The organism is Actinopolyspora lacussalsi (genome assembly GCA_030803735.1).
GTDB classification, from domain to species: Bacteria; Actinomycetota; Actinomycetes; order Mycobacteriales; family Pseudonocardiaceae; genus Actinopolyspora; species Actinopolyspora lacussalsi.
In genome coordinates this window covers 4,887,934-4,911,094 of the sequence record JAURUC010000001.1, presented here as the reverse complement: position 1 = coordinate 4,911,094, position 23,161 = coordinate 4,887,934, and the positions used below count along the sequence as shown (strand labels likewise).

The window sequence follows — 23,161 nt, the reverse complement described above, 5'->3', positions numbered from 1 at the left end:
CCTCACACCTCCGTAGGCGCGGTGGCCGATTCCACCGAAGTCTTGCTCAAACCGGAGAGCCCTGCGCCACGGGCCCGCCGCACGGCCGGTTCCAGCGCGTCCAGGAACGCACGGACGTCCTCGCGGGTCGAGTCGTGTCCGAGCGAGAGCCGCAACGATCCCCGGGCGACCCGCACGTCGGCGCCCATCGCCAACAATACGTGGCTGGGTTCGGCGACACCGGCGGTGCACGCGGATCCGGTGGAGCACTCGATGCCGTTGGCGTCGAGCAGCATCAACAGGCTGTCCCCTTCACAGCCGGGGAAGGTGAAGTGCGCGTTCCCCGGCAACCGGCCGCCCTCGACGGTACCCGGATCGCCGTTGAGCACCGCGTCCGGCACCGTCGAACGCACCCCCTCGACGAGTTCGTCGCGCAGGGCCGCGAGCTCCGCCGCGTGGTGCTCCCGGCGCTCGACCGCCTCGCGCAGCGCACTGGCAAGGGCCAGCACGGCCGGTGTGTCCAGCGTGCCGGAACGGACCTCGCGCTCCTGCCCTCCCCCGTGCAGCAGCGGCGTGCAGGTGACGTCCCTGCCCAGCACCAGCACCCCGACGCCGTAGGGACCACCGATCTTGTGCCCGGTCATCGTCAGCGCCGACACCCCGGAGGACTCGAAGTCCACGGGCAGCGTCTCCACGGCCTGGACGGCGTCGGTGTGCAGCGGTATGCCGTATCGGACGGCCACCTCCGCCAGCTCCGGGATCGGGTTGACCGTGCCGACCTCGTTGTTGGCCCACATCACGGTGGCGAGCGCGACCTCGTCCGGGGCCCGACGAACCGCCTCCTCCAGCACTTCGGGAGTCACCCTGCCGTACGAGTCGACCTCCAGCCAGGTGACCTCGGCCCCCTCGTGCTCGGCCAGCCACTCCACGGTGTCGAGCACCGCGTGATGCTCCACGGCGGAAGCGAGCACCCGACGACGCCGCGGATCGGCGTCCCTGCGGCCCCAGAAGATGCCCTTCACCGCGAGGTTGTCGCTCTCGGTGCCGCCACCGGTGAACAGCACCTCGGAGGGGCGAGCGCCGAGGGCGGCCGCGATGTCCTCGCGGGACTCCTCCACGGCACGACGAGCTCGTCTGCCGGAGGTGTGCAGGGACGAGGCGTTGCCCAGCGTGGCGAGCGCTTCGGTCATGACCTCGATCGCGCCCGCACGCATCGGGGTGGTTGCCGCGTGGTCCAGGTACGTCATCGCCCGTCCAGGATAATCCCTCGGGAACGCGCCACCAGGCGCGCACCCAGCGAGCCCGTCAGCATCAGCAGCCCCGCGAGCACGACCACCCCCAGGGTCGGCTCCCGGGTGCTGGCCAGCAGGTTCACCAGCGCCCCTCCCAAGCCGACCAGCAGTGCCTGCCCGAGCATGTCGGAGATCTGCAACGCGGCCGAGTTGAACCCTCGCTCGGCCTGGTCCGAGAGCCCCAGCACCCGTACCGCCGTGCTGGCGACGGATATCCCCATACCGGCACCCGCGATCGACCAGAACACGAAGATCGCCCGGTCCGATCCCCATTCCGGGGCCAGCAGCGCCACGCCGAGCACGCCCACGACCACCAGCACGAATCCGGACGCCACCAGGTGCTCCCTGCTGAAGCGCCCCTGCCTGCCCTGCCAGAACGAGCCCAACGACCAGCCCAGCGAGGCCACGGTCAGCGGAATTCCGGCCAACATCGCCGAATAGCCGTGCACGACGGTCAGCACCAGCGGGATGAATGCCTCCGCGGTGAAGAAGACACCGGCCAGCAGCCCGCGCGCCAGCACCATGACCGGGATGCCCGGGCGTGCCGAGAGCGTCCCGGTGGGCAGCAGGACCCGCACGCAACCCCACAGCGAGGCGATCGCCGCCACGCCGAGGACCGCCGAGAGCACCGAGGGGTGGTCGGCGCTCCAGTTGAGCACCACCGTGGCGAGCCCGGCGCCGAGCGCCGCGGGCACCAGCCCCGGTCTTGCCGTGGGCAACGCCTCGGGGCCGCTCCCGGCGCGCCGGATGGTGGGAACGAGCAGCACTGCCCCGAGCAGCACGAACGGTGCCAGCCCGAGAAAGACCCACCGCCAGTGCAGCTGTTCGGTGATCAACCCCGCCAGTGCGGGTCCGAGCAGTGAGGGAAGAACCCAGGCCGCGGACATCGCGCCGAATGCCCTGGGGTGGTGCCGCCGGGGATAGACCCTGGCGATCATCACGTACAGCGGCACGGCGACGCTGCCGCCACCCAGTCCCTGCATGGCACGGGCGAGCAGCAGCACGAACATGTTCTGAGCCGATCCGGCGAGCAGTAGCCCCGCCGCGAACAGTGGCAGCGCGAGCAGCAGCGGCAGTGCGGGCCCGCGCCGGTCGGCGAGTCGGCCCGCGAAGACGGTCCCGACCGCGCTGGCGGCCATGAACAGGGTGAACGCCCAGGAGTACCACCGCTGTCCGTCCAGTTCGGAGGCTATGGTGGGCAGTGCCGTCGCCACCCCCATCGCCTCGAAGGCGACCAGCGTGACCACCAGCAGCAGGCCGATGGTGAAGTTACGGTACCGCGGTGCCCACAGTGGACTCTCGGGCTCCGGGTCCGTCGCGGCGGTCGTTTCGCGGGGGTCGTTCCGATCGGTCACCGCACGATGCTGCGACTTCCACCGCGGTGCAAGTCCAGTGGTTTCCGGCGGGACGTGGCTCACACGCTTCGGTGACGACCCGGGCGCAGTAGGAGGCCAGCTCCCGCCGTGCGGCGGGATTGTCGCGCAGTACGGCGGCGTAGTCGCTGATTCCCGGCCGTCCCGGATCACTCGCGGAAGCGCCGAGTGCGACCGAAGCGCGCCCGCGGTCGAACCGCACCGGCCAAGCGGTGGCCGTGGCACCGGGGGACGGCAGCGGGATCAGCTCCACGACGAGGCCACGCACCGCCAGCACCTCGCGCAGCGAACCCAGCAGGGTGTCCTCGCCGAGGAACGCGGCGACGGTGGTGGGTTCACCGCTCGCCAGTTCGTACCGCAGTGCCACGGGCCGTACCGGGGCGCCCGCCTCCAACGCCGCCTGGAAGACGGCGGGACGGTACCGCCCGGACGCACGACCGCAACGGGTCGTGCCTTCCGGGAACGCACCGACCACGTGGCCGTGGCGCAGCGCCTCGGTGACGGAACCGATCGCGGCGGGAAGCCCGCTGGGACGGTTCCTGTCGATGAACAGCGTCCCCGCACGCACCGCGAGCATCCCGAGCAACGGCCAGTCGCGCACCTCGGCCTTGGCCAACAGGCGCATGGGACACACCGCCTGCAGCGCGAGCACGTCCAACCAGGACACGTGGTTGGACACCACCAGCGCTCCCGCGCACTCCCCCGCCCGGGATGGCGGAACTCCGCGCACTCGCAGCCGCACACCGAGGGCGGCGAGAACGCCGGTGAACCACGTTCGGGCGGCGGTGCGACGCAGGCTTTCGGACAGCACCGGCATCGCCGAGGCGAGCAGCACCCCGTACAGCAGCAGCACCGCCACCGCCAGCACCCGGCGGAGTCGGCAGGCGAACGTGGCGCGGGGCAGCGTCCGCCGGTGGGGCAGGCAGTGCGTGTCGCACGGCGAGTTCGGTGTCCAGGTGTCGGCCCCGTTCACGACTCCCCCAGGAAGCGGTCGAGGTATCGCCGGTCGATCTCGTGCGAGTCCAGCAGTACGAAGAAGTCCGCGACGCCGAACTCCGGGTCGTGGGCGGGCGGGCCGCACACTCGGGCTCCCAACCGCAGGTACCCGCGCAGCAGCGGTGGCAACCGGACACGATCCGGAGCGGGCACGACTCGGGTGGGCCAGGGCCGATAGGGCCGAACCCGGTGGGAGCGGGAGGCGTAGTGGCGGCGGCGAACCGTCTGCCAAACGCCGGCGGCCGATGTTCCGCCGTCCCGCAGCGACACCGAGGCGCACCCCGCGAGCCAACGATGGCCGTGCAGCAGCAGGTAACGAGCGATACCGGCCCAGATCAGACCTATCACCGCCCCGGTGCGGTGCTCAGGATGCACACAGGAACGCCCGGTTTCCACCAGGTCCGAGCGCAGCGGCGCCAAGGCGGTGAGGTCGAACTCGTCGTCGGAGTAGAGCCGCCCCGCGGGGAGGGCGTGCCGGGGCGGCAGCATCCGATAGGTGCCGACGATCTCGCCCGAGCGTGGCGCTCGCACCACGAGGTGATCGCAGAACTCGTCGAAACGGTCGGTCTCGGTCCCGTCCTCGTCCTGGTGGACCAGGGCCCCCATCTCCGTGGCGAACACCCGGTGGCGCAACCGCTGGGCGGCTCGAATCTCGGCTGGTTCCCTGGTCAGAAGCAATGAGTAGCGATCGGCCCCGCTCCGGTCCCGCCCGTCGGTGACGGCCAGCAACGTGGCATCGGATCGCGCTGTTTCGGCCATGTCCGCAGATGTAGCCGGAGGCGTGCGACCACCGACAGTGGCACCGGACGGACGTAACGAGAACTTCGGGTGAATGACGGGTACCCGAGGCCCGCCGGAGCTCGGGAGCGGGACCGACAGCGTTCGGGGGCGGAAGAGACCGGCCGGTCTCTTCCGCCCCCGAGGACACCGTGGAACGAGCGGTCGTCAGCCCTTGCGGTTGCCGACCTCCTCGGTCAACTGCGGGGCCACCTTGAACAGGTCACCGACGACACCGAAGTCGGCGATCTCGAAGATCGGTGCCTCGGCGTCCTTGTTGACGGCCACGATGGTCTTGGAGGTCTGCATCCCGGCGCGGTGCTGGATGGCACCGGAGATCCCCAACGCGAGGTAGAGCTGCGGGGAGACCGTCTTGCCGGTCTGACCGACCTGGAACTGTGCGGGGTAGTAACCCGAGTCGACCGCGGCACGCGAGGCACCGACGGCGGCGCCGAGGGAATCCGCGAGCTTCTCGATCACCTCGAAGCTCTCCGCACTGCCGACACCACGGCCACCCGAAACCACTACGTTGGCCTCGGTCAGCTCGGGACGGTCCCCCGATTCCGCGGGCTGCCTGCCGGTGACGGCACCGGACTTGCCCGCGTCGGTGCCCGGAACCTCGACGGATTCGCGCGCACCGCCGCCGTCCAGCGTCTCCGGCTCGACGCTGCCCGGCAGCATCGACACCACCGGAGCACCGGAAGCGGCCTTGGCCCTTGCCTGGTACGACCCGCCGAACAGCGAGTAGTCGGCCACCCCGTCGGAATCGATGTCGGCGACCTCGGACAGCAACCCGCTGCCGGTACGTACCGCCAGCCGGCCCGCGATCTCCTTGCCGTCGACGCTGGCCGCCAGCAGCACCGCCGCGGGGGAGACGCGCTCGACGAGGCTCGACAGCACGTCGACCTGCGGCGTGACCAGGTAGTTGTCGATGTCGGCCGATTCCGCCGTGTAAACCTTGGCGGCACCGGCCGAAGCCAACGCATCGGCGATCTTGTCGGTGGCACCGGGGCCACCGGTGACCACAGCGGCGGGCTCGCCGAGTCGGCGGGCCACCGTGAGCATCTCGTACGTAACCTTCTTGACCTCGCCACCCGCGTGGTCGACGAGGACCAAAACCTCAGACATGGATAACGCCCTTCTCAAACGCGACCGAAGCCGAAACACACCACGACTCGAAACGCTCCGGACTCGTCACGACCAACCGCGCGAACGGCCGAGGATCGTCGTGCGAGTGCCGGAACGCGGCACCCGGCCGGAACCCGGCGGAGCCGAATCCCCTTGCGGTGAGGAACCTCAGACGAGGTTCTTGCCCGACAGGAACTCGACGATGCGGGTGCCGCCGTCGCCCTCGTCGGTGACCTGCTGGCCTGCTTCCTTCGGCGGCGCGGGCGCGGAGGAGACCATCTGCGTCAGCGCGCCGGACAGTCCGACCTCCTCGGCCTCGATACCGGCGTCGGCCAGCGCCAGTGTGGAAACCGGCTTCTTCTTCGCGGCCATGATGCCCTTGAACGAGGGGTACCGCGGCTCGTTGATCTTCTCGGTGACGCTGACAACGGTGGGGAGCTCGGCGCGCACACTGGTCACCCCGGCGTCGGTCTCGCGTTCGATCGAGACCGTCGATCCGTCGACCGACAGCGAGCGGGCGTAGGTGAGCTGCGGCCAGCCCAGCAGTTCGGCCAGCATCGCGGGAACGGCACCGCTGCGTCCGTCCGTGGACTCGTTACCGGCGATGATCATGTCCACCGAATCCAGCGTGCCGACCACCTTGGCCAGCGCCTTGGCCGTACCGACCGCGTCGGTACCGTGCAGCGCCTCATCCGTGAGGTGCACGGCCTTGTCCGCACCCATCGACAACGCCTTGCGGATCGCGTCGGACGCACCATCGGGGCCCATGCACAGCACGGTCACCTCACCGCCGTGGGCCTCCTTGGCCAGCAACGCCTCCTCAACGGCCCGCTCGTTGATCTCATCCAACACCACATCGGCGGATGCCCGATCCAACGTGTGGTCCGAGTCGGACAACTTGCGCTCGGACCACGTGTCCGGCACCTGCTTCACCAGGACGACAATATTCATGGGCCCTCTCCGACCTCCTGCGGACTGTTGACGGCTTCCTGGCTGAGTAGTCCCGGCGCGGCATGTCCCCGGGAAGGTTGACCTTGCCACGTAGCCCCGTGAAAAGCACAGTGACGCCAACCACCATGGATGTTACCGGCCGGTAGCCCCAGCGTAACCCGGATACGAGGGTGACGGTACTCACTCCGCGGCGGCTTTCCACGGCGGGGCACCGAACAGCGGGGCGACCACGTGCGACTCCCCCAATACGGGGCATTCATACGAAAAGGTGATCAACGCTAGCCTGAAAGCATGAATCGACGCGTCGCCATCGTTACGGACTCCACCGCATCGATCCCCGCCGGTCTGGCCGAGGAGCTGGGCATCACGGTCGTGCAGCTGGACCTGACCATCGACGGGGAAAGCGACGACGAACGACGCGTCCCGCACGACAGACTCGCCGAGGCGATGCGATCGGGACTAACGGTGACCACCGCCGCTCCGCCGGCCCCCGCTTTCTTCTGGAACTACGCGGACGCCGTCAGCGAGGGCGTCGAGGCGATCGTCTCGGTGCACCTTTCCAGTGGGCTCTCGGCAACCTGTGAAGCGGCACGCGCCGCGGCGGCCGAGGTCAGCGTGCCGGTGCACGTGATCGACTCCGGAATGTGCGGACTGGGATTCGGCCTGCCGGTGATCGCCGCGGCCGAGGCGGCCGCACGGGGAGCCGACGTGCACGCGGTGCTGGACCTGCTGCACCGGCGGCTGAACGGCACCACGGAGATGGTCTACGTCGACACCCTGGAGTACCTGCGGCGCAGCGGACGGGTCAGCGGTGGGCAGGCCACCCTCGCGCGGGCGCTGTCGATCAAACCACTGCTGGTGATGCGCGACGGCCAACTGCACGAGCTGACCAAGGGAATCGGGCCGGAACGGGTGCTGCGCAAGGCAGTGGAGCAGGCGACACGGACGGAGTCCGGAAGGGTCGACTTCGCCACGGAGCACTTTCAGGCCCCCGAACGCGCCAAGTGGGTGCTGGAAAAGCTCAACCGCGGGTTGTCACCGCAGCGGGAACCGCTGCTGGAGGAGACCAGCGCGATCATCGGCGCGCATGCGGGCCCCGGAGCCGTAGGAATCACGATCACACCCGCGTGAGGCCGAAGTTTGGTCTCTCACCCCGCGTAGGTGGTTGCGTGGCGGAACCTCCGGGGGCGCCTCGCTGCGGGCGCCCCGACATCGGGTAGCGACCTACACAACGCCGGGGCCGTCCTCGCGAGGCACTCCCCGGAGAACCCGCGGTCGGTCCTGCTGCGAGGGTGGTCGGGGCTCGGCCTGCGGAAGTGGTGGGAGTGAGGCTACTCGTCGGCGCTGGTGGCCCGAAAGCCGAGCCCCCACCATCAACGCAGGGCGAACCCCCACCACTCCCGCAGTCGGCACCGCCGCGGGTTCTCCGGTACGGCTCTCGCGAGGAAGGCCCGACGTGGCGTAGGTGGCTACTCGATGTCGGGCCTCCCGGAGCGAGAGCCGTGCGCGAGGTTCCGCCACCCGCGCCGCCACGCAGGACGCCGAGCGGTCAAAGCGCCTCAGGGTTGGAGCTTGTCCATGGCCCGGTGTATCCGCTTCTCGGATACCGAGTGCGGCGTTCCCAGTTCCTGCGCGAAGAAACTCACCCGCAGTTCTTCGATCATCCAACCGATCGACCAGAGCTGCTCGCCCACCGGTTTGCCCTCACCCACGGAGTCGAGCATCTCCTGGTAGCGCTGTTCCACGCCGCGTACCCGTTCCATCAGATCGCGATCCCGGCCGGGATGCTGCGCGACCTTGCGCAACCGGTAGGAGACGGCTTCGAGGTAGCGCCGCAGGTCGGCCAACCGCCACCACCCCGTGTCGGTGACGAAACCGGGGTAGATCAGGTTGGACAGCTGGGTGCGGATGTCCGCAGCGGCGTCGGCGGAAAGCGAGCGTGTGCCGTCCAGTTCGGCCTCGACCCGCTGTTGGGTGGTAAGCACCTGCTCCACGGTGGACAGCACTCGCGCGGAGGTCTCGTTCAGCCCCTCACGCACCTGCCGCACCACGGTGTCGAAGGCATCCTGGTCCGCGGGCACTCCCCCGGCTCGGTCGATGAGCGCGTCCGCGGCACAGGCGATGCAGTCCTCGAAGAGGGTCTCGGGATCCCCGTGCGGACTACGGCCGAACACCAGCTTCGCCGAGTTCGTCAGCTGCCGCCGCAGGAACTTCACCGGCGAGGGCAGGTTCAGCAGCACCATTCGACGGGCGCCACGACGTTGCTGGTCGCGTTGTTCGGCGACCGTGTCGAAAGCTCGAATGCCTACGCTGTCACCCTCGTCGACCAACGCCGGGTAGGCCTTGACCACCTGACCGTGCCGTTGCCGCTCGAAAGTGCCGGGAATCTTGCCGAAGTCCCACTCCCGCATCCCGTGCCGTTCGATGCTTTCCGCCGCCGCCGATATCTCTGCCCGCAGTCTGGGGCGCAGTCGTTCGGAGAGTTCCTCGAGGTCCTTGCCCTCGGCGAGGATGCGTTCCTCGCCGCTGTGCTCGTCGCCCTCCACCACTCGGAAGGTCATCCGCAGGTGGTCGGGAATCCGCCGCGGATCCCAGGCGTCGAGCGGAACGTTGACCCCGGTCATGCGACGCAGCTCGGTGGACAGCGCTTCGAGCAGCGGACCGTCGTACGGTCGCAGCCGCGCGAGCAGCGCCCTGACGTGGTCGGGAACCGGCACGAACTCACGTCGCCACTGCTTGGGCAGTGCCTTGAGCAGCGCCGTGACCAGTTCCTCCCGGAGCCCGGGGATCTGCCAGTCGAAACCGGCGGGGCTGAGCTGGTTGAGCACGGCCACCGGCACGTGCACGGTCACCCCGTCGGCGTCACTGCCGGGCTCGAACTGGTAGCTCAGCCGCAGCCGGTGCCTGCCCTGCTGCCAGAAGTCCGGGTAGTCGGTGTCGGTCACGCTCGCGGAGGTCTCGTTGAACAGCAACGACCTCGGGAAGGTGAGCAGGTCGGGCTGCTGGCGCCGGACCTTCTTCCACCAGGTGTCGAAGTGGCGGGCGGAAACCACCTCGGCACCGACCCGCTGGTCGTAGAAGTCGTAGAGCGCGTCGTCGTCCACGACGATGTCGCGGCGTCGGGCGCGCTGTTCCAGTTCCTCGACCTCCGCGAGCAGCTTGCGGTTGGTGTGGAAGAACTCGTGGCGGGTGTCCCAGTCGCCCTCGACCAGTGCGTGCCGGATGAACAGCTCGCGGCAGAGTTCGGGTTCGACGCGGCCGTAGTTGACCTTGCGGCCCGCCACGAGCGGAACGCCGTAGAGCGTCACTCGTTCATAGGCCATCACCGCGCCCTTGTCCTTCTCCCAGTGCGGCTCGCTGTAGTGCCGCTTGACCAGGTGCCCCGCCAGCCGCTCGATCCAGGCGGGTTCCACCTTCGCGACGGTGCGCGCCCAGAGCCTGGAGGTCTCCACCAGTTCGGCCGCCATGACCCACTGCGGCTGTTTCTTGAACAGCGCCGAGCCGGGGAAGATCGCGAACTTCGCACCCCGCGCGCCGAGGTACTCGGTGCCGGAACGGCGGTTGGAGCCGGACTTGCGCTCGGTGTCCTTCAACCCGATGTGCGAGAGCAGTCCGGCCAGCAACGACTGGTGCACCCGGTCCTCGTCGGCGGGTTCGTCGTTGATCGAGATGTCGAGCGAGTTGACCATCTGCCGCAGCTGGCTGTAGAGGTCCTGCCACTCCCGCACCCGGATGTAGTTCAGGTACTCGTTGCGGCACATTCGCCGGAACTGGTTGCCGGAGAGCTCCTTGCGCTGCTCACGCAGGTACTGCCAGAGATTGAGGTAGGCAAGGAAGTCGGACTGCTTGTTGTTGAACCTGGCGTGCTGCTGATCGGCGGCCTGCTGGTGCTCCGCGGGACGTTCCCTGGGGTCCTGGATCGACAGTCCGGCCGCCACGACCATCGTCTCGTGCACGCACCCGTTCGTCTCGGCCTCGACGATCATCCTGGCCAGCCTCGGGTCGATCGGCAGCTGCGCCAGCTTCGAGCCGACCTTGGTCAGCCGCTGGTTGTCCTGCTTGCCCCGCTTGGTGGACTGCTCCAGCGCCCCCAACTCGTGCAGCAGGTTCACCCCGTCGGTGATCTGCCGCCGGTCGGGGGGTTCCACGAACGGGAACGAGGCCACCTCGCCCAGCCCCAGCGAGGTCATCCGCAGGATCACCGAGGCGAGGTTCGTGCGCAGGATCTCCGGATCGGTGAACTCCTGCCGGGCCAGGAAGTCCTCCTCGGAGTACAGCCGGACGCAGATCCCCTCGGACTCGCGACCGCAGCGTCCCTTGCGCTGGTTGGCCGAAGCCTGCGAGACGGGCTCGATGGGCAGTCGCTGGACCCTGGTCCGGAAGCTGTAGCGGGATATCCGCGCGGTGCCGGGATCGATGACGTACTTGATGCCCGGCACGGTCAACGAGGTCTCGGCGACGTTGGTGGCGAGCACGATGCGCCGCGTGGAGTGCCGCTGGAAAACGCGCTGCTGTTCGGCCGAGGACAGCCGCGCGTACAGCGGAAGCACCTCGGTTCGAGGCGGTTTGCGCTGTTCCAGCGCCTCCGCGGCGTCGCGGATCTCCCGCTCACCGCTGAGGAAGACCAGGATGTCGCCGGGGCCCTCGGCGCACAGCTCGTCCACCGCGTCGCCGATGGCCGTGATCTGGTCGCGCTCGACGTCCTCGAGCTCGTCGGAGTCGTCGACCAGCGGCCGGTACCGCACCTCGACGGGATAGGTGCGGCCGGAGACCTCCACGATCGGCGCGTCGTCGAAGTGCCGGGAGAACCGCTCCGGGTCGATGGTCGCCGAGGTGATGATCACCTTGAGGTCGGGGCGCTTGGGCAGGATCTGCTTGACGTAGCCGAGGATGAAATCGATGTTGAGGCTGCGTTCGTGGGCCTCGTCGATGATCAGCGTGTCGTAGCGCCGCAGCAGCCTGTCCCGTTGGATCTCCGCGAGCAGGATGCCGTCGGTCATCTGCTTGACCAGGGTGTCCTCGTCGGCGCGTTCGGTGAACCGAACCTGGTATCCGACCGCGTCGCCGACCTCGACGTCGAGTTCGGTGGCGATCCGTTCGGCGACGGTGCGCGCGGCGAGCCTGCGCGGCTGGGTGTGACCGATCGAACCGAATACGCCGCGGCCCAGTTCCAGGCACATCTTCGGCAGCTGCGTCGTCTTGCCCGAACCGGTCTCCCCGGCGACGATGACCACCTGGTTGTCCCGGATCGCGCTCATCAGGTCCTCCCGCCGCCCGGTGACGGGAAGCTCCGCGGGATAGCTGATCTCGGGAACCTGCTCCTTGCGGCGGGTGACGCGCTCGTGCGCGGCCGTGATGTCGTCCGAGATCTCGGACGCGACGCCGCGCAACGCCTCCTGGTCGCGGATCTTGTGCGCACCTTCGATGCGCCGCCGCAGCCGCCGGTGGTCCTGCGGCATGAGTTCGTCGAGGCGGTCGCGGAGCTCGGACAGCGAGGGCGGAACGGGTGCAGTGGCCATACTCTCTCCAGGATAGAGATCCCGGCGGGCGGCACGCCGCCGTGCTTCACGAATCACACCTGACCGGCCCGACGACGGCCGCGCCGAGCGGAAGGGAGCCGGGCGGAAGCGGGGGCGGTATCAGCCCGTCTCCGCGCGGCACAGTATCGCCGTGGGGGTTCTGCCCACGCGGGTGAGCACCACGGTGGCCGCCTCGTCGCCGGAGAGCTTGAGCCTCCGGCGCAGGGCGTCCGGATCCACGTCCAGGCCGCGGACCAGAATCTCCAGCCGCCCGACGCCGTGGCCGCGCAGCAGCGCGCGCAGGCTCTTCTCGTTGTACTTGCCGTGCTCCAGCACTCGGAACGCCCGCACGCCCGGCGGTGGTGTCTCGCCGGTCAGGTAGGCGATGCGGTGGTCGAGCTGCCCCAGGCCGTAGCGGGCGGCGTACTGCCGCACCAGCCCGGCGCGCACGACGGCGCCGTCCGGATCCACCAGCCAATCCCCGATCGACCGCTCCGGGCAGTCGTCCGGTTCGGCGTCGGTGAGGCGGAGCTTCGTCCCGCCCGCCTCGTCGAGCAGGGTGGCTCCGCGACGAACCCCCGGTTCGGCCAGGCCGCCGAACCACAGCGACGCCTCACGCACCTGCCCGGCCAGCGAGACCAGCTCGATCTCTGCCCGTTCCGGCACCGCCTCGAAATCCAGTCCGGGCGCGCACTTCACGACCAGGTCGCGGTCCCGGTAGGTCTCGACCAGCTCCCGCAACGGCGGTTCCAGATCCTCCGGGCTCCACTTCCTGCGTCCCGCGCCGTCGCGGCGGCCCGGGTCGGCGACCACCGTTGTCGCCGTGGTCACCGGTCGTAGTGCGTCCGCCCGCACCAGCATCGGTTCCACACCGCGCGCCGCCAGGTTGCCGCGGGCCATGCGGAGCCGCACCTCGTCGCGATCGGAACCGACGAGGCTCCGGGCGAGCGGCGCGATCTCCGCGAGATCCGCCCCGATGGAACAGGTGACGTCGTGCACGTCCCTGCCCATCAGCCGGGCGGCGCGGTGCGCGGCTACCGAACCGGTGGTGGCCTGCTGCAACGCGGTGTCGGTGAACAGCCAGTCCGCGGCGTCGCGCAGCTTGGCGGCGGCCCTGCGACGCAGCGCGACGGTCTCCAGCACCGCCGCGGCGTACCGCTCGCCCGCCACCTCCCGGGCGGCTGCCGTGTCCGCCAGGCGGGAGGAGTCGGTCAGCGGGAGTCGCGCGACCCGTTCCAACGCCTGCCGTCCCGATGCGGAACGCAGAAACGCGACGTCGGAGGGGTCGAACCGGTATGCCACGATGCCGCCGGATCAGTTGCCGGTGAACTCGGCCTTGCCGGGACCGTTCTCGATGAACGAGCGCATCCCGATCTTCTGGTCCTCGGTGGCGAACAGCGAGGTGAACAGGTGGGTCTCGATCCGTAGCCCGGTGTGCAGATCGACCTCCAGTCCCTCGTCGATGGCCCGCTTCGCCGCGGCGAGCGCGTGGACGGGGCCGTTGACGAACTGTTCGGCCCAGCGGCGCGCGGCGGCGTAGACGTCCTCGGCGGCCACGATCTCGTCCACCATGCCGATCGACAGCGCCTCCTGCGCCTCGACGAACCTGCCGCTGAAGACGATGTCCTTGGCCTTGCTCGGACCGACCAGCCGAGCCAGTCGCTGCGTGCCACCGGCGCCGGGGATCACCCCGAGCAGGATCTCGGGCTGCCCGACTTTGAGTCCCTCGCCCGCGATGCGGCGGTCGCAGGTGAGCGCCAGCTCGAAACCGCCCCCGAGCGCGTATCCGGTCATGGCGGCCACGGTGGGCTTGGGAATCTCGGCCACCGCGGTCAACGCGGCGGAGAGCCCGCTGCGCTCCTTGCTCGCCATCTCGGTGGCCGACTTCTCCGACATCTCCTTGATGTCGGCACCGGCCGCGAACACCTTCTCGCCGCCGTAGACGATCACCGCACGCACGTCGTTCCGCTCGGCGGCCTCGTTGGCCACCTCCAGGATCTCGCGCTCGACCTGGCTGTTGAGCGCGTTCATCTTGGGCCGATCCAGCCGGATCGTGCCGATGCCGCCGTCCACTTCGAGCCCGACGAACTCACCCACGTCGCAAACCTCCTGAAAGCCTGTGAAAACGCGCTGATCCAACCACGAACGGTGCCGCAGGCTACCGCGCTGGAACACCCGCCGCGCCCGTGGCCTCGGTCACAAACCGCCGCGCCCGGGCTCGCTCCGGGCAGCGCTGACCACGCGGCGGTTCGAGCCCGGGACGTACAGCGCGTGACACCGGCACTCCGCCCGAAGCACAGCACGAACCGAGTGGCCCCGCAGAGCGGTTCAGCGCGTACCGGGGCCACTCGATTACCGGACTACCGGATCACTCGAACCGCTCGTTCTTGACGGCGTCGATGAACGCGGCCCACTGGGTGCCGGTAGTGGTGAAGTACCCGGCGGAGCGGTCCTTGGTGTCACGCACCGCCGCGCCAGTGCCGATGCGGCCGATCTCGACGCACGCTGTTTCGCGAGACGAGTAGCTCGCCTTGCGCCATCCCTGGGGCTGTACCGTCATGGTGTTAGCTCCTCCAGCTGTTCGATGCGGGTAGCGATGACCCCGGTCGTGTTCTCCTTGGTCATCGCTACTTGCTGGAGGTTGTCTACCCCATTGCGATAAGTGGTTACCGCTCCGGGTGAGGAGAGGAACACTCCGGAGCCAAGGGTTTCGAGATGCACGATCGGTGCGGCGGTGCCGAACTCGAAGTACATGAAGTGCCCGCTGTGTAGCGGTGTCCATCCGAGCCCTTCCGGCAGGACTCTGATCGAGACGTTCGGCAGCTCGTTCATCTTGACGAGGTGGCGGAGCTGATCCAGTCGAGCGTTGTCGTCGCACACGGGTGCGTCGAGGACGTGTTCGAGGACGAACGCCTCGAACGTCGGCGCGTTGGTCTTGGTGAGTACGTCGCGGCGACCCGCGCGCATTCCGATTTTCGCCTCGCGCTCGCCCGTCGGAAGTCCCGACATGATCGCCCGTGCGTAGTCCGAGGTTTGCAGGATGCCCGGAATCAGCAGTGGCGCGGCCTCGACGAAGTGCGTCGCGGTGCGCTCGTACTCGATCAGCGTCACCAGTTCCTCGCGCACTCCGGGAATGCCGGGACGCAGCCAGTCGGGCTCGTCGGCGTCGCGTGCCATCTCGACCAGGCGCTCACGTTCCCTGCTGGTGATCTCCAGCGCTTCGAGGATGCTGGTCACGTCGTCCACAGTGATCACGCGGCTGCCGGATTCGGTGCGCGTGATCCAGCCGTGCGAGGTTCCAATCCTGCGAGCCAATTCGCGGACGCCTATCTCGGCTTCTTGCCGCACTTTGCGCAGTTCAGCGGCGAGTGAACGTGCTTTGGGGCTGCCTGGTCTGGATTGGGTCATGAACCGAATCTAGCGCGTTGTGGATTTAGAGATCATCCCCCGATCGAAGGATTGCGCGGGTGTATCTAAATCCAACAAACTGGTCCATATCCAGTTGATACAGCATTCGGTGCGGAGCGTATTCAATGCGAAACAGATACGACCTGTCCGGCATGGGCGAACGGGCGAGGTGTGTTCATGAGGGTGGTCCGGGGTCGCTGCGGGTGTGGATGTCGCCGCACACGCCGACCGTGGTCCAGATCGACACTCCGACCGTCTACAACCGGACACGGTGGACGCTCGCGCAGGCCCGACACCTGCGCGCGGTGCTGGACGCGGCGATCCGGGCGGGAGAGCGGGCATGAGTCCCGGCGAGTTCGCGATGTGGGTCGCGCACGAGCAGTGGCGCATGGAACAGCTCTCGCACGACATCGCCGGGCGGCTGGCCACCGGACGGCAGTGCCGCGAGGCCGCCGAGGTGTTCGAGCGGATGGCCGACTTCCTCCGGCGCTACGCCGACGAGCTGGACGGGACCACCGTCGTCGACGGCGACACCGATGCCTGACGAGGTCCGGGCCGACGCGGCGCTGACCGAGATCATGCCCGTCCTCGGCAGGGGCCGGTTCTCACGGTGGTACGGCACGTTGCCGCTGTCGGCCGTGACGAAGCGCCGACCAGGTAGCACCTATCTACCTGGTCGGCCCACGGCGGACAGCCCGCTCACACTCGACGGGGCGGACCCGGATCTGCTCGCCCGCGTGCTCGCGGGCCTGCGCGCCCTGTAGAGACCACGGCCCGGCACCGTCGAGACCCCGACCTCCGGTGCCGGGCCGTCCACCGCCCGGCCGGTCTCTCCCCTTCCCCGTCCGGCCGGGCGGTTTCCAATCACCGCAGGAGACACACATGGATCTTTCCCGCGCCCTCGAACCCCCACCTGAAACGTGGGCGGTCCGGTCGCCGTACTGGCACGCCTACCCGCTGTCAGGTATGACCGGCACGCGGGAGCGCAGGTACCACACACCGAGCGAGGTGCTGACGGATCCGCACCACGCCGCCGTGTGGGTCACGGAAACCATCCGCACCCACAGCACCCGCGAGGTGTGCTTCAGGTGGAACACCCCTGGGATCACACGCTGAACGGCGAGGACGAACGCGACATTTCTCGCGACCGGTGGGTACTCACCAAGGGTGACGACGTCGACGCCGTGATCGAGACAGGAAGTCGTCGGATGTGCCTCTACGTCGACCCACGCATCCCCGAGCAGTGCCCGCAGCACTGGAACCGTCCACGGCCGGGTTGAGGCGTTCGACACGCTGACTGTCGTGCCCTCCTGGTAGGAGAAGTCGTGATGCTCGACGAGATCCGTGGACAGCTTCAGCAGATCATCGACACCGCACCCGCCGGCGAGCTCCAGACCGTGCGGACCACGCTCGACGAGCTGCGTGGGCAGCTGAACCAAGTCGCCGGAACCAGCACCAACCACGACGTGCAGCAGGCGACGCGGCTGTTCGGCATCGCCTACGAGAAAGCAGGCGAAGCCGCGCGGGCAGCGATGGAAGCCGCCGATCACGTCAGCACCTTCTCAACCGTGCTGCGAGGAGCCTGATATGTCCCACGTGGAAGACATGGGCAACGCCCTCAGTGGGATGCTCGGGCGACTGCCACCCGAGCAGCTGCACCAGGCACGGGCCTGAATCGAGGAATACGCCCTACCCACCCTGACCGAGATCGGCCAGGGCAGCACCTCACCCGAACTGGCCGAGGCCGTGGCGCTGCTCGGCCGAGCCCGCGAGCTCATCGACGACGTGCTCGCCCTGTCCGACAACACCCGCGGACACCTGGTGAACTACCTCGCCACCCTCGGCGTGAGCGGTGACCAGCCCTCGCCGAGCCTGCCCCACCCATCGACGTTCCCGCGTGTTCCCACCGACGCGTCCCGGGACCGTTCGTGGATCGACCAGGTACGCGAACGGCTGCCCGAGCACACCGGTGGGCAAACAACCGGACTCATCTACGACCAGTACGGCACCGAGCTCACTGAAACAAGCGGACGCGAGGAAGTCTCCGATCGAGCCCGACTCACCCTGCACAACTCCACCGTGTTCCCCGCCGACGACCGTGGCGCTCCCGCCGTGTACACCCATGTCGAAACGAAATACGCCCAACGAATGAAGGAACGCGGGCAGACACACGGCGTCATCATCTTGAACAAGGACATGTGCGCTGGGCAACGCGGAAACTGCTACCAAGCGGTGCGCGCCATCCTTCCTCGCGGGTCCACACTGGTCGTCTGGGAACCCGGAAAACAGGCCCCCGTCACCATCCACGGAGAAGCCAGACCATGACCACGATCAGCACCCCCACGGTCATAACCACGGTGATCGACAACACGTGGCACTACGCTCACGAACCAGCGGAAATCGATCAGCTCATCACACGCGTGCTCGACACACCCGCTCATCGCGTCAGCCTGTTCTACGTCTGGGACCGCCCATGCCGTTCCTGGCGCGATCCCGCAGGAGAGGCGTTTCCCGAACAGTCCCTCCGCGTCGCTACCAGTAGTGAGCTCGGGTTCGGAGCGCTCAGCTACCACCGCTACCAACACGAACTGCTGGACTCCTACAATCCGGAGTTCACCGAGTCCACGCCCCCACTGCTGTTCGATCCCGAGGGAGACCTGTGGTTCCCCGCCTCGGCCTCACTGCCTCTCGACCAAGCCCGCGAAGCCATCACCGAGTACTGCCGCACCGGCACACGACCCGAATCCGTGCGGTGGCAACCCGGACAATGGTATTGAGCCCGACCCTTGCTGTGGATCGCTACCCGAATTCGGGCCGTCCAGAACGAACGCAGGCGGGAGGTCCCGCCGAGGGGCGTCCCGACGACCCGAAACCACGATCAGTCGCGCCGCGTCGCGAAGTAGCGGTCCCCGGTGCGCTGCAACCGCAGGTCCTGGCCGAAGGTCTCGGAGAGGTTCCGCTCGGTGAGCACGTCGTCGAGCAGCCCCTGCGCGACCACGCCGCCCTCGCGGAGCAGCAGCGCGTGGGTGAATCCCGGCGGGATCTCCTCCACGTGGTGCGTCACCAGCGTCATCGCGGGCGCGTCCGGATCGAGGGCCAACGCCGAGAGCCTGGCGACCAGGTCCTCGCGCCCACCGAGATCCAGCCCGGCAGCGGGTTCGTCCAGCAACAGCATCTCGGGATCGGTCATCAGTGCCCGCGCGATCAGGGCGCGTTTGCGCTCTCCTTCGGAGAGGGTGCCGAAGGGCCGATCGGCCAGTTCGGCGATTCCCATGCCGCGCAGCAGTTCCTCGGCGCGCTCGGTGTCGATGTGGTCGTAGTCCTCGTTCCACCTGCCGACCACCGCGTAACCCGCGCTGACCACTACGTCGCGCACGAGCTCCTCGGTGGGCATCCTCGACGCCAACGCGGCCGAGCACAGCCCGATGCGGGGGCGCAGCTCGAAAACGTTGGTGCTGCCGAGCCGCTCACCGAGCACGTCGACAGCGCCCGTGGTGGGATACATCTCGGCACCGGCGAGCTTGAGGACGGTCGTCTTCCCCGCACCGTTGGGTCCGAGTACCACCCAGCGCTCGTCCAGCTCGACCGACCAGTCCACATCGGTCACGAGTGCGTTCGCCGCCCGCCGGACACTGACGCCATCCATCCGGATGACCAGGTCGTCCACGTCTACCTCCCAGCCGTGACCGGCCGTTGTGCGCGCGTTGGTCGACACGCGCTTCGCCTCCGCCGCGGACCGGCGGGGTTTCCGCGTCCGCGCTTGTCATTGTCCCGCTCGTCCGGTGGGGCTCCTCCACCGGGAGACACCCCCGCCGGCCACGATATGCCAGTTTTTCCCGCGAAATCGACAGCCGATTCCAACGGGGACGAGTAACATCCCTCGCCCGTGCACCCCTGGTTGAGACTACTCGGCAAACCCTGGTTCGTGGCGGCGACGGTGGCCCTGGTCGTACTGACGACCGTGGAAACAGCCCTGGGCAACGGCGCTCTCGGTGTGCTCGCGGCCGTGACCGGGGCACTGCTCGGCACGATCGTGCTCCCCATGTGCACTCGGACGGGACTACTGCTGGGCTCGTTCCTCCTGGGACTGCGGGTTCGACACATCGTGTTCGGGGCGGGCCGTCGACTCGGCACCGTACGGGCCGGGCAAGTGGAAGTGACCTTTCGCACACTGCCCGTGGTGCTCAGCGCGGACATCGGGCCACGGCGGGAACCGGTCATCGCGCGCTGCTGGACGGCCGGACTCGTCTCGGCGCTGTTCGGGGTGGTCGTGGCTACCGCGGGTTGGTTCGGACTCGGGACACCGTTCTGGGACGGCTTCGCTCCTGCCGCGACCGCGGTGCTGCTGTACCAGCTGATCCCCGGCAGGACGCCGCTGCGCACCTCGACGGGATGGCTGCTGTTCGGACTGCCCCGGCAGGACGCGGGGCGGGCACGGGAGTTCCGCGCGGGCGCTTACGCCGCCGAGGCACACGCGCTGCTGCAACGCGGTGAGCTCGACCGGGCGCAGGCCGTGGTGGACGAGCTCGGCGGGATCGCGCCGGACTCGCACACCGCGCTGTCCTGCCGGGTGACCATGCACGAGGCGCGCGGCGAGTTCGACACGGCCACCATGCTGCTGTTGGGACAGCTGTCCGAGCAGCAACCGCCGCGACGGGAGATGTGCTACATGCTCGCGGGGCTGGCCGGACTGGGGCTGGCCGCGGCGGAGGCGGGACAGCTTCCCGCCGCCGACATCGTGCCCACGGCCGAGCGGGCGCTGCACGACTCCGTCCGGCTGGGCTTCCCCGCCTTCGAGCTCAGCGGAACGTTCGGGCTGCTCGCGCTGTCACAGGGTGAAACGGCGGAGGCGGTCCGGCTGTGCGGGACCGGGGCGGAGTACTCGACCTCGACCACCAGCCGGGCGGACAACCTGGCGACGCTGGCGAGGGCGTACATGGCCGAGGGCGAGAACGGACGTGCCCGCGAGACGCTGGCCGAGGCGGAACGCCTCGCGGACTGGTGGCCCCGGGTTCGCTCGGTGCGGGAACGACTGGACGTGGTGGGTTGACCGGTGTTCCCGCGGTCGACCAGCGCGGGAACGCACAGGAACACCGGAGGCCGACCGAGGGTGATTCACGACTTCTCGTCGGCGGGCACCACCTTGCCGAGCTCGGCGGGGCTGGAGAGCAACCGATGCTTGGGCAGCACCCGGACGGTGTAACCGGCGGGTCCGGTGTGCGGCAGCGTCACGGTGGCCTGGTAGCCGCCGTCGGCGACACAGCGCATCGAGGTGGTGACGAAGTCGCGCAGCTCGTCGGAGTCGTCCACCCTGCCCACCACGACCTGCACGGTCACGTCGGAGTCGTGCAGGCCCGCGAGCTCCACCAGGGCGCGCACGGTGATCTTGCCGCCGAGCAGCGGGGTGGAACCGTCCTCAACGGACATGTAGGTGTCGGTGACCCGCACCGCGCTCCACGCCTCGTCCAGCCGTTCCCGGTAGCTCGCGATCTCCTTCGCTCCCCGGTAGTCGTTCGCGGTGGCGGCCTGCACCGAGCGAACCGCGGGCGAGTAGTGGTTGTCGACGTACTCGCGCACCATGCGGGAGGAGTGCACCTTGGGCCCCAGCGTGGCCAGCGTGTGCCGCACCATCGACATCCAACGACCGGGCAGGCCGTCGCTGTTTCGCTCGTAGAACATCGGGGCGACGTGTTCGGTGATCAGCTCGTAGAGCGCGTTGGCCTCCAGATCGTCCCTGCGTTCCGGATCGCTGACCCCGTCGGCGTTGGGGATGGCCCAGCCGTTGTGGCCGTCGTACATCTCGTCCCACCAGCCGTCGCGCACCGAGAGGTTCAACCCGCCGTTGAGCGCCGACTTCATGCCGGAGGTTCCGCATGCCTCCAGCGGACGCACCGGGTTGTTCAGCCACACGTCGCAGCCCGCGTAGAGGTACCTGGCCAGTGACATGTCGTAGTCGGGCAGGAACACGATGCGGTGGCGCACCTCGGGATCGTCGGCGAACCGGACGATGCGCTGGATCATGGCCTTGCCGCCCTCGTCGGCGGGATGCGACTTGCCCGCGACCACCACCTGCACGGGACGGTCCGGATCCAGCAGCAGGGCGCGCAGCCGCTCGGGGTCCCGCAGCATCAGGGTGAGCCGTTTGTAGGTGGGCACTCTCCTGGCGAACCCGATGGTCAGCACATCGGGATCGAAGACCGAATCACACCAGCCCAGCTCCAGCTCGGAGGCACCGCGCTGCAACCAGGCATGCCGCAGCCTGCGTCGCACCTCCTCGACGAGCCTGCCACGCAACGAGCTGCGCAGCTCCCACAGCAGCGAGTCGCTGACCGGCTCGATGCCACGCAGCCCCGCCCCCTGGTCCATCTCCGACTCACCGATCAGCTTGCCGAGCTCCCGCGCCGACCAGGTGGGACCGTGCACCCCGTTGGTGACCGAGGAGATCGGGATCTCCTCGGTGTCGAAACCGGGCCACAGACCGCTGAACATCCGCCTGCTGACACCGCCGTGCAGCTCGGAGACGCCGTTGGCGCGCTGCGCCAACCGCAACCCCATGTTGGCCATGTTGAAAGTACCCGGTTTGTCCTCGGCACCGAGTTCGACGACCTTGTCGGTCGGAACTCCGGGAAGCAACGACTGCGCGGAGCCGTCACCGAAGTAGTGCCGGACCAGGTGAATCGGGAAGCGGTCGATCCCCGCGGGGACCGGGGTGTGGGTGGTGAACACGGTACCGGCGCGGACCGCGGCCACCGCCTCGTCGAAGCCGAGACCGGGATCGGCGAGCAGTTCCCTGATGCGCTCCAGCCCGAGGAAACCGGCGTGGCCCTCGTTGGTGTGGAACACCTCGGGGGCGGGTGTGCCGGTCAGCTCGCAGTAGGCGCGCACCGCGCGCACCCCACCGATGCCCGCGAGGATCTCCTGCCTGATCCGGTGACTGGCGTCCCCGCCGTAGAGCCGGTCGGTGACGCCCCGCAGGTCGTCCTCGTTGTCGTCGACGTCACTGTCCAGCAGCAACAACGGGACGCGACCCACCTGGGCCTTCCAGATCCGGGCCCGCAGCAGCCTGCCCTCGGGCACCGCGACGTGCACCATCACGGGCTCCCCGGAGGGGCGGGTCAACAGCTCCAGCGGCAGGCCGCGCGGATCCAGCACCGGGTACTGCTCCACCTGCCATCCCTCGGGGGAAAGCGACTGCCGGAAGTAACCGGAGCGGTAGAGCAGCCCCACTCCCACCAGCGGAAGCCCGAGGTCGGAGGCGGACTTGAGATGGTCCCCGGCCAACACACCGAGCCCACCGGAGTAGTTGGGAAGCGCCTCGGTCAGACCGAACTCCATCGAGAAGTACGCGATCGACGAGGGCAACGGCGTTCCCTCGTCGCGGCGTTGCTGGTACCACCGCGGCACCGTGAGATAACGACGCAGGTCGTCGTCGACCGCGCGGCAGCGGGCGAGGAAGTCCTCGTCCGCTGCCAACCTGTCCAACCGCTCCGCGGGAACCTCGGCCAGCAGCCGGAGCGGATCACCACCGACCTCCGTCCACACGTCCGGTTCGACGGAGGCGAAAAGATCCTGAGTGGGCGGATGCCAACTCCAGCGCAGGTTGATGGCAAGTCGGCCCAGGGCCTGTAGGGAATCCGGCAGGTGCGCGCTGACGGTGAAGCGACGAACGGCTCTCACGGACGCGCAGGGTATCTCGCCGGGACACGAGGCCCGAACCACCCACGCGCGAAACCCGGCA

At 68.7% G+C, this 23,161-nt stretch carries 22 protein-coding genes; 9 read left to right on the top strand and 13 right to left on the bottom strand.

Annotation, left to right across the window (positions count from 1 at the left end; all coding sequences use genetic code 11):
• Positions 1-2: 2 nt before the first annotated feature.
• The 6 genes from J2S53_RS21945 to J2S53_RS21920 all read right to left on the bottom strand — a co-directional run bounded on the left by J2S53_RS21945 (position 3) and on the right by J2S53_RS21920 (position 6,496).
• Positions 3-1,226: a cysteine desulfurase family protein gene (locus J2S53_RS21945; protein WP_456242578.1), complete on the bottom strand. Its 1,224-nt coding sequence runs from the start codon at positions 1,224-1,226 to the stop codon at positions 3-5.
• Positions 1,223-2,626, bottom strand: coding sequence for an MFS transporter (locus J2S53_RS21940; protein WP_456242577.1), 1,404 nt, complete (start codon positions 2,624-2,626; stop codon positions 1,223-1,225). The genes J2S53_RS21945 and J2S53_RS21940 overlap by 4 nt, the downstream gene beginning before the upstream one ends.
• Positions 2,541-3,617, bottom strand: a complete 1,077-nt coding sequence (locus J2S53_RS21935; RefSeq protein WP_456242576.1) for a lysophospholipid acyltransferase family protein — start codon at positions 3,615-3,617, stop codon at positions 2,541-2,543. The genes J2S53_RS21940 and J2S53_RS21935 overlap by 86 nt, the downstream gene beginning before the upstream one ends.
• Positions 3,614-4,399, bottom strand: a complete 786-nt coding sequence (locus J2S53_RS21930; protein ID WP_456242575.1) for a GNAT family N-acetyltransferase — start codon at positions 4,397-4,399, stop codon at positions 3,614-3,616. The genes J2S53_RS21935 and J2S53_RS21930 overlap by 4 nt, the downstream gene beginning before the upstream one ends.
• Positions 4,400-4,585: 186 nt before the next feature.
• Positions 4,586-5,545: an electron transfer flavoprotein subunit alpha/FixB family protein gene (locus J2S53_RS21925; protein WP_092923786.1), complete on the bottom strand. Its 960-nt coding sequence runs from the start codon at positions 5,543-5,545 to the stop codon at positions 4,586-4,588.
• A gap of 168 nt (positions 5,546-5,713) precedes the next feature.
• The gene (locus J2S53_RS21920) at positions 5,714-6,496 is read right to left on the bottom strand and encodes an electron transfer flavoprotein subunit beta/FixA family protein (protein ID WP_456242574.1); all 783 of its coding nucleotides are present in this window, start codon (positions 6,494-6,496) and stop codon (positions 5,714-5,716) included.
• A 291-nt stretch (positions 6,497-6,787) separates the two neighbouring features.
• Between J2S53_RS21920 and J2S53_RS21915 the strand changes: the two genes are divergently transcribed.
• On the top strand, positions 6,788-7,627 hold the full coding sequence (locus J2S53_RS21915; protein ID WP_456242573.1) for a DegV family protein: 840 nt from the start codon (positions 6,788-6,790) through the stop codon (positions 7,625-7,627).
• Positions 7,628-8,055: 428 nt separating this feature from the next.
• Here the strand turns inward: J2S53_RS21915 and hrpA are convergent, their stop codons facing one another.
• The 5 genes from hrpA to J2S53_RS21890 all read right to left on the bottom strand — a co-directional run bounded on the left by hrpA (position 8,056) and on the right by J2S53_RS21890 (position 15,423).
• On the bottom strand, positions 8,056-12,015 hold the full coding sequence (gene hrpA, locus J2S53_RS21910; protein ID WP_456242572.1) for an ATP-dependent RNA helicase HrpA: 3,960 nt from the start codon (positions 12,013-12,015) through the stop codon (positions 8,056-8,058).
• Between the two features lie 120 nt (positions 12,016-12,135).
• Positions 12,136-13,317, bottom strand: a complete 1,182-nt coding sequence (locus J2S53_RS21905; RefSeq protein ID WP_456242571.1) for a THUMP-like domain-containing protein — start codon at positions 13,315-13,317, stop codon at positions 12,136-12,138.
• 12 nt (positions 13,318-13,329) lie between these two features.
• Positions 13,330-14,112, bottom strand: a complete 783-nt coding sequence (locus J2S53_RS21900) for an enoyl-CoA hydratase/isomerase family protein (protein WP_456242570.1) — start codon at positions 14,110-14,112, stop codon at positions 13,330-13,332.
• A 271-nt stretch (positions 14,113-14,383) separates the two neighbouring features.
• Positions 14,384-14,575: a DUF397 domain-containing protein gene (locus tag J2S53_RS21895; protein WP_456242569.1), complete on the bottom strand. Its 192-nt coding sequence runs from the start codon at positions 14,573-14,575 to the stop codon at positions 14,384-14,386.
• Positions 14,572-15,423: a helix-turn-helix domain-containing protein gene (locus tag J2S53_RS21890; protein ID WP_456242568.1), complete on the bottom strand. Its 852-nt coding sequence runs from the start codon at positions 15,421-15,423 to the stop codon at positions 14,572-14,574. Before J2S53_RS21890 ends, J2S53_RS21895 begins: the two co-directional genes overlap by 4 nt.
• A 125-nt stretch (positions 15,424-15,548) precedes the next feature.
• Here J2S53_RS21890 and J2S53_RS21885 point away from each other — a divergent pair, with 125 nt between their 5' ends.
• From J2S53_RS21885 to J2S53_RS21855, 7 genes are all read left to right on the top strand, one after another.
• Positions 15,549-15,767 (top strand): hypothetical protein, encoded by a 219-nt coding sequence (locus J2S53_RS21885; protein WP_456242567.1) that lies wholly within the window; start codon positions 15,549-15,551, stop codon positions 15,765-15,767.
• Positions 15,764-15,967, top strand: coding sequence for a hypothetical protein (locus tag J2S53_RS21880; RefSeq protein WP_456242566.1), 204 nt, complete (start codon positions 15,764-15,766; stop codon positions 15,965-15,967). The genes J2S53_RS21885 and J2S53_RS21880 overlap by 4 nt, the downstream gene beginning before the upstream one ends.
• Positions 15,960-16,187, top strand: coding sequence for a hypothetical protein (locus tag J2S53_RS21875; protein ID WP_456242565.1), 228 nt, complete (start codon positions 15,960-15,962; stop codon positions 16,185-16,187). The genes J2S53_RS21880 and J2S53_RS21875 overlap by 8 nt, the downstream gene beginning before the upstream one ends.
• A 324-nt stretch (positions 16,188-16,511) precedes the next feature.
• Entirely contained in the window at positions 16,512-16,703 is a 192-nt protein-coding gene (locus J2S53_RS21870; RefSeq protein WP_456242564.1) for a hypothetical protein, read from the top strand.
• A 48-nt stretch (positions 16,704-16,751) separates the two neighbouring features.
• The gene (locus tag J2S53_RS21865; protein WP_456242563.1) at positions 16,752-17,009 is read left to right on the top strand and encodes a hypothetical protein; all 258 of its coding nucleotides are present in this window, start codon (positions 16,752-16,754) and stop codon (positions 17,007-17,009) included.
• 160 nt (positions 17,010-17,169) lie between these two features.
• Complete coding sequence (locus J2S53_RS21860; protein ID WP_456242562.1) at positions 17,170-17,748, top strand: DddA-like double-stranded DNA deaminase toxin; 579 nt, start codon at positions 17,170-17,172, stop codon at positions 17,746-17,748.
• Positions 17,745-18,200, top strand: a complete 456-nt coding sequence (locus tag J2S53_RS21855; protein ID WP_456242561.1) for an Imm1 family immunity protein — start codon at positions 17,745-17,747, stop codon at positions 18,198-18,200. Before J2S53_RS21860 ends, J2S53_RS21855 begins: the two co-directional genes overlap by 4 nt.
• 101 nt (positions 18,201-18,301) lie before the next feature.
• On the opposite strand, the gene J2S53_RS21850 is transcribed toward J2S53_RS21855, so the two are convergent.
• Positions 18,302-19,069, bottom strand: coding sequence for an ABC transporter ATP-binding protein (locus tag J2S53_RS21850; protein WP_130469342.1), 768 nt, complete (start codon positions 19,067-19,069; stop codon positions 18,302-18,304).
• A gap of 240 nt (positions 19,070-19,309) precedes the next feature.
• On the opposite strand from J2S53_RS21850, the gene J2S53_RS21845 reads away from it, so the two are divergent.
• Complete coding sequence (locus tag J2S53_RS21845) at positions 19,310-20,473, top strand: hypothetical protein (protein ID WP_456242560.1); 1,164 nt, start codon at positions 19,310-19,312, stop codon at positions 20,471-20,473.
• A gap of 65 nt (positions 20,474-20,538) precedes the next feature.
• On the opposite strand, the gene glgP is transcribed toward J2S53_RS21845, so the two are convergent.
• Positions 20,539-23,100, bottom strand: a complete 2,562-nt coding sequence (glgP, locus tag J2S53_RS21840) for an alpha-glucan family phosphorylase (RefSeq protein WP_456242559.1) — start codon at positions 23,098-23,100, stop codon at positions 20,539-20,541.
• Between the last annotated feature and the right edge of the window lie 61 nt (positions 23,101-23,161).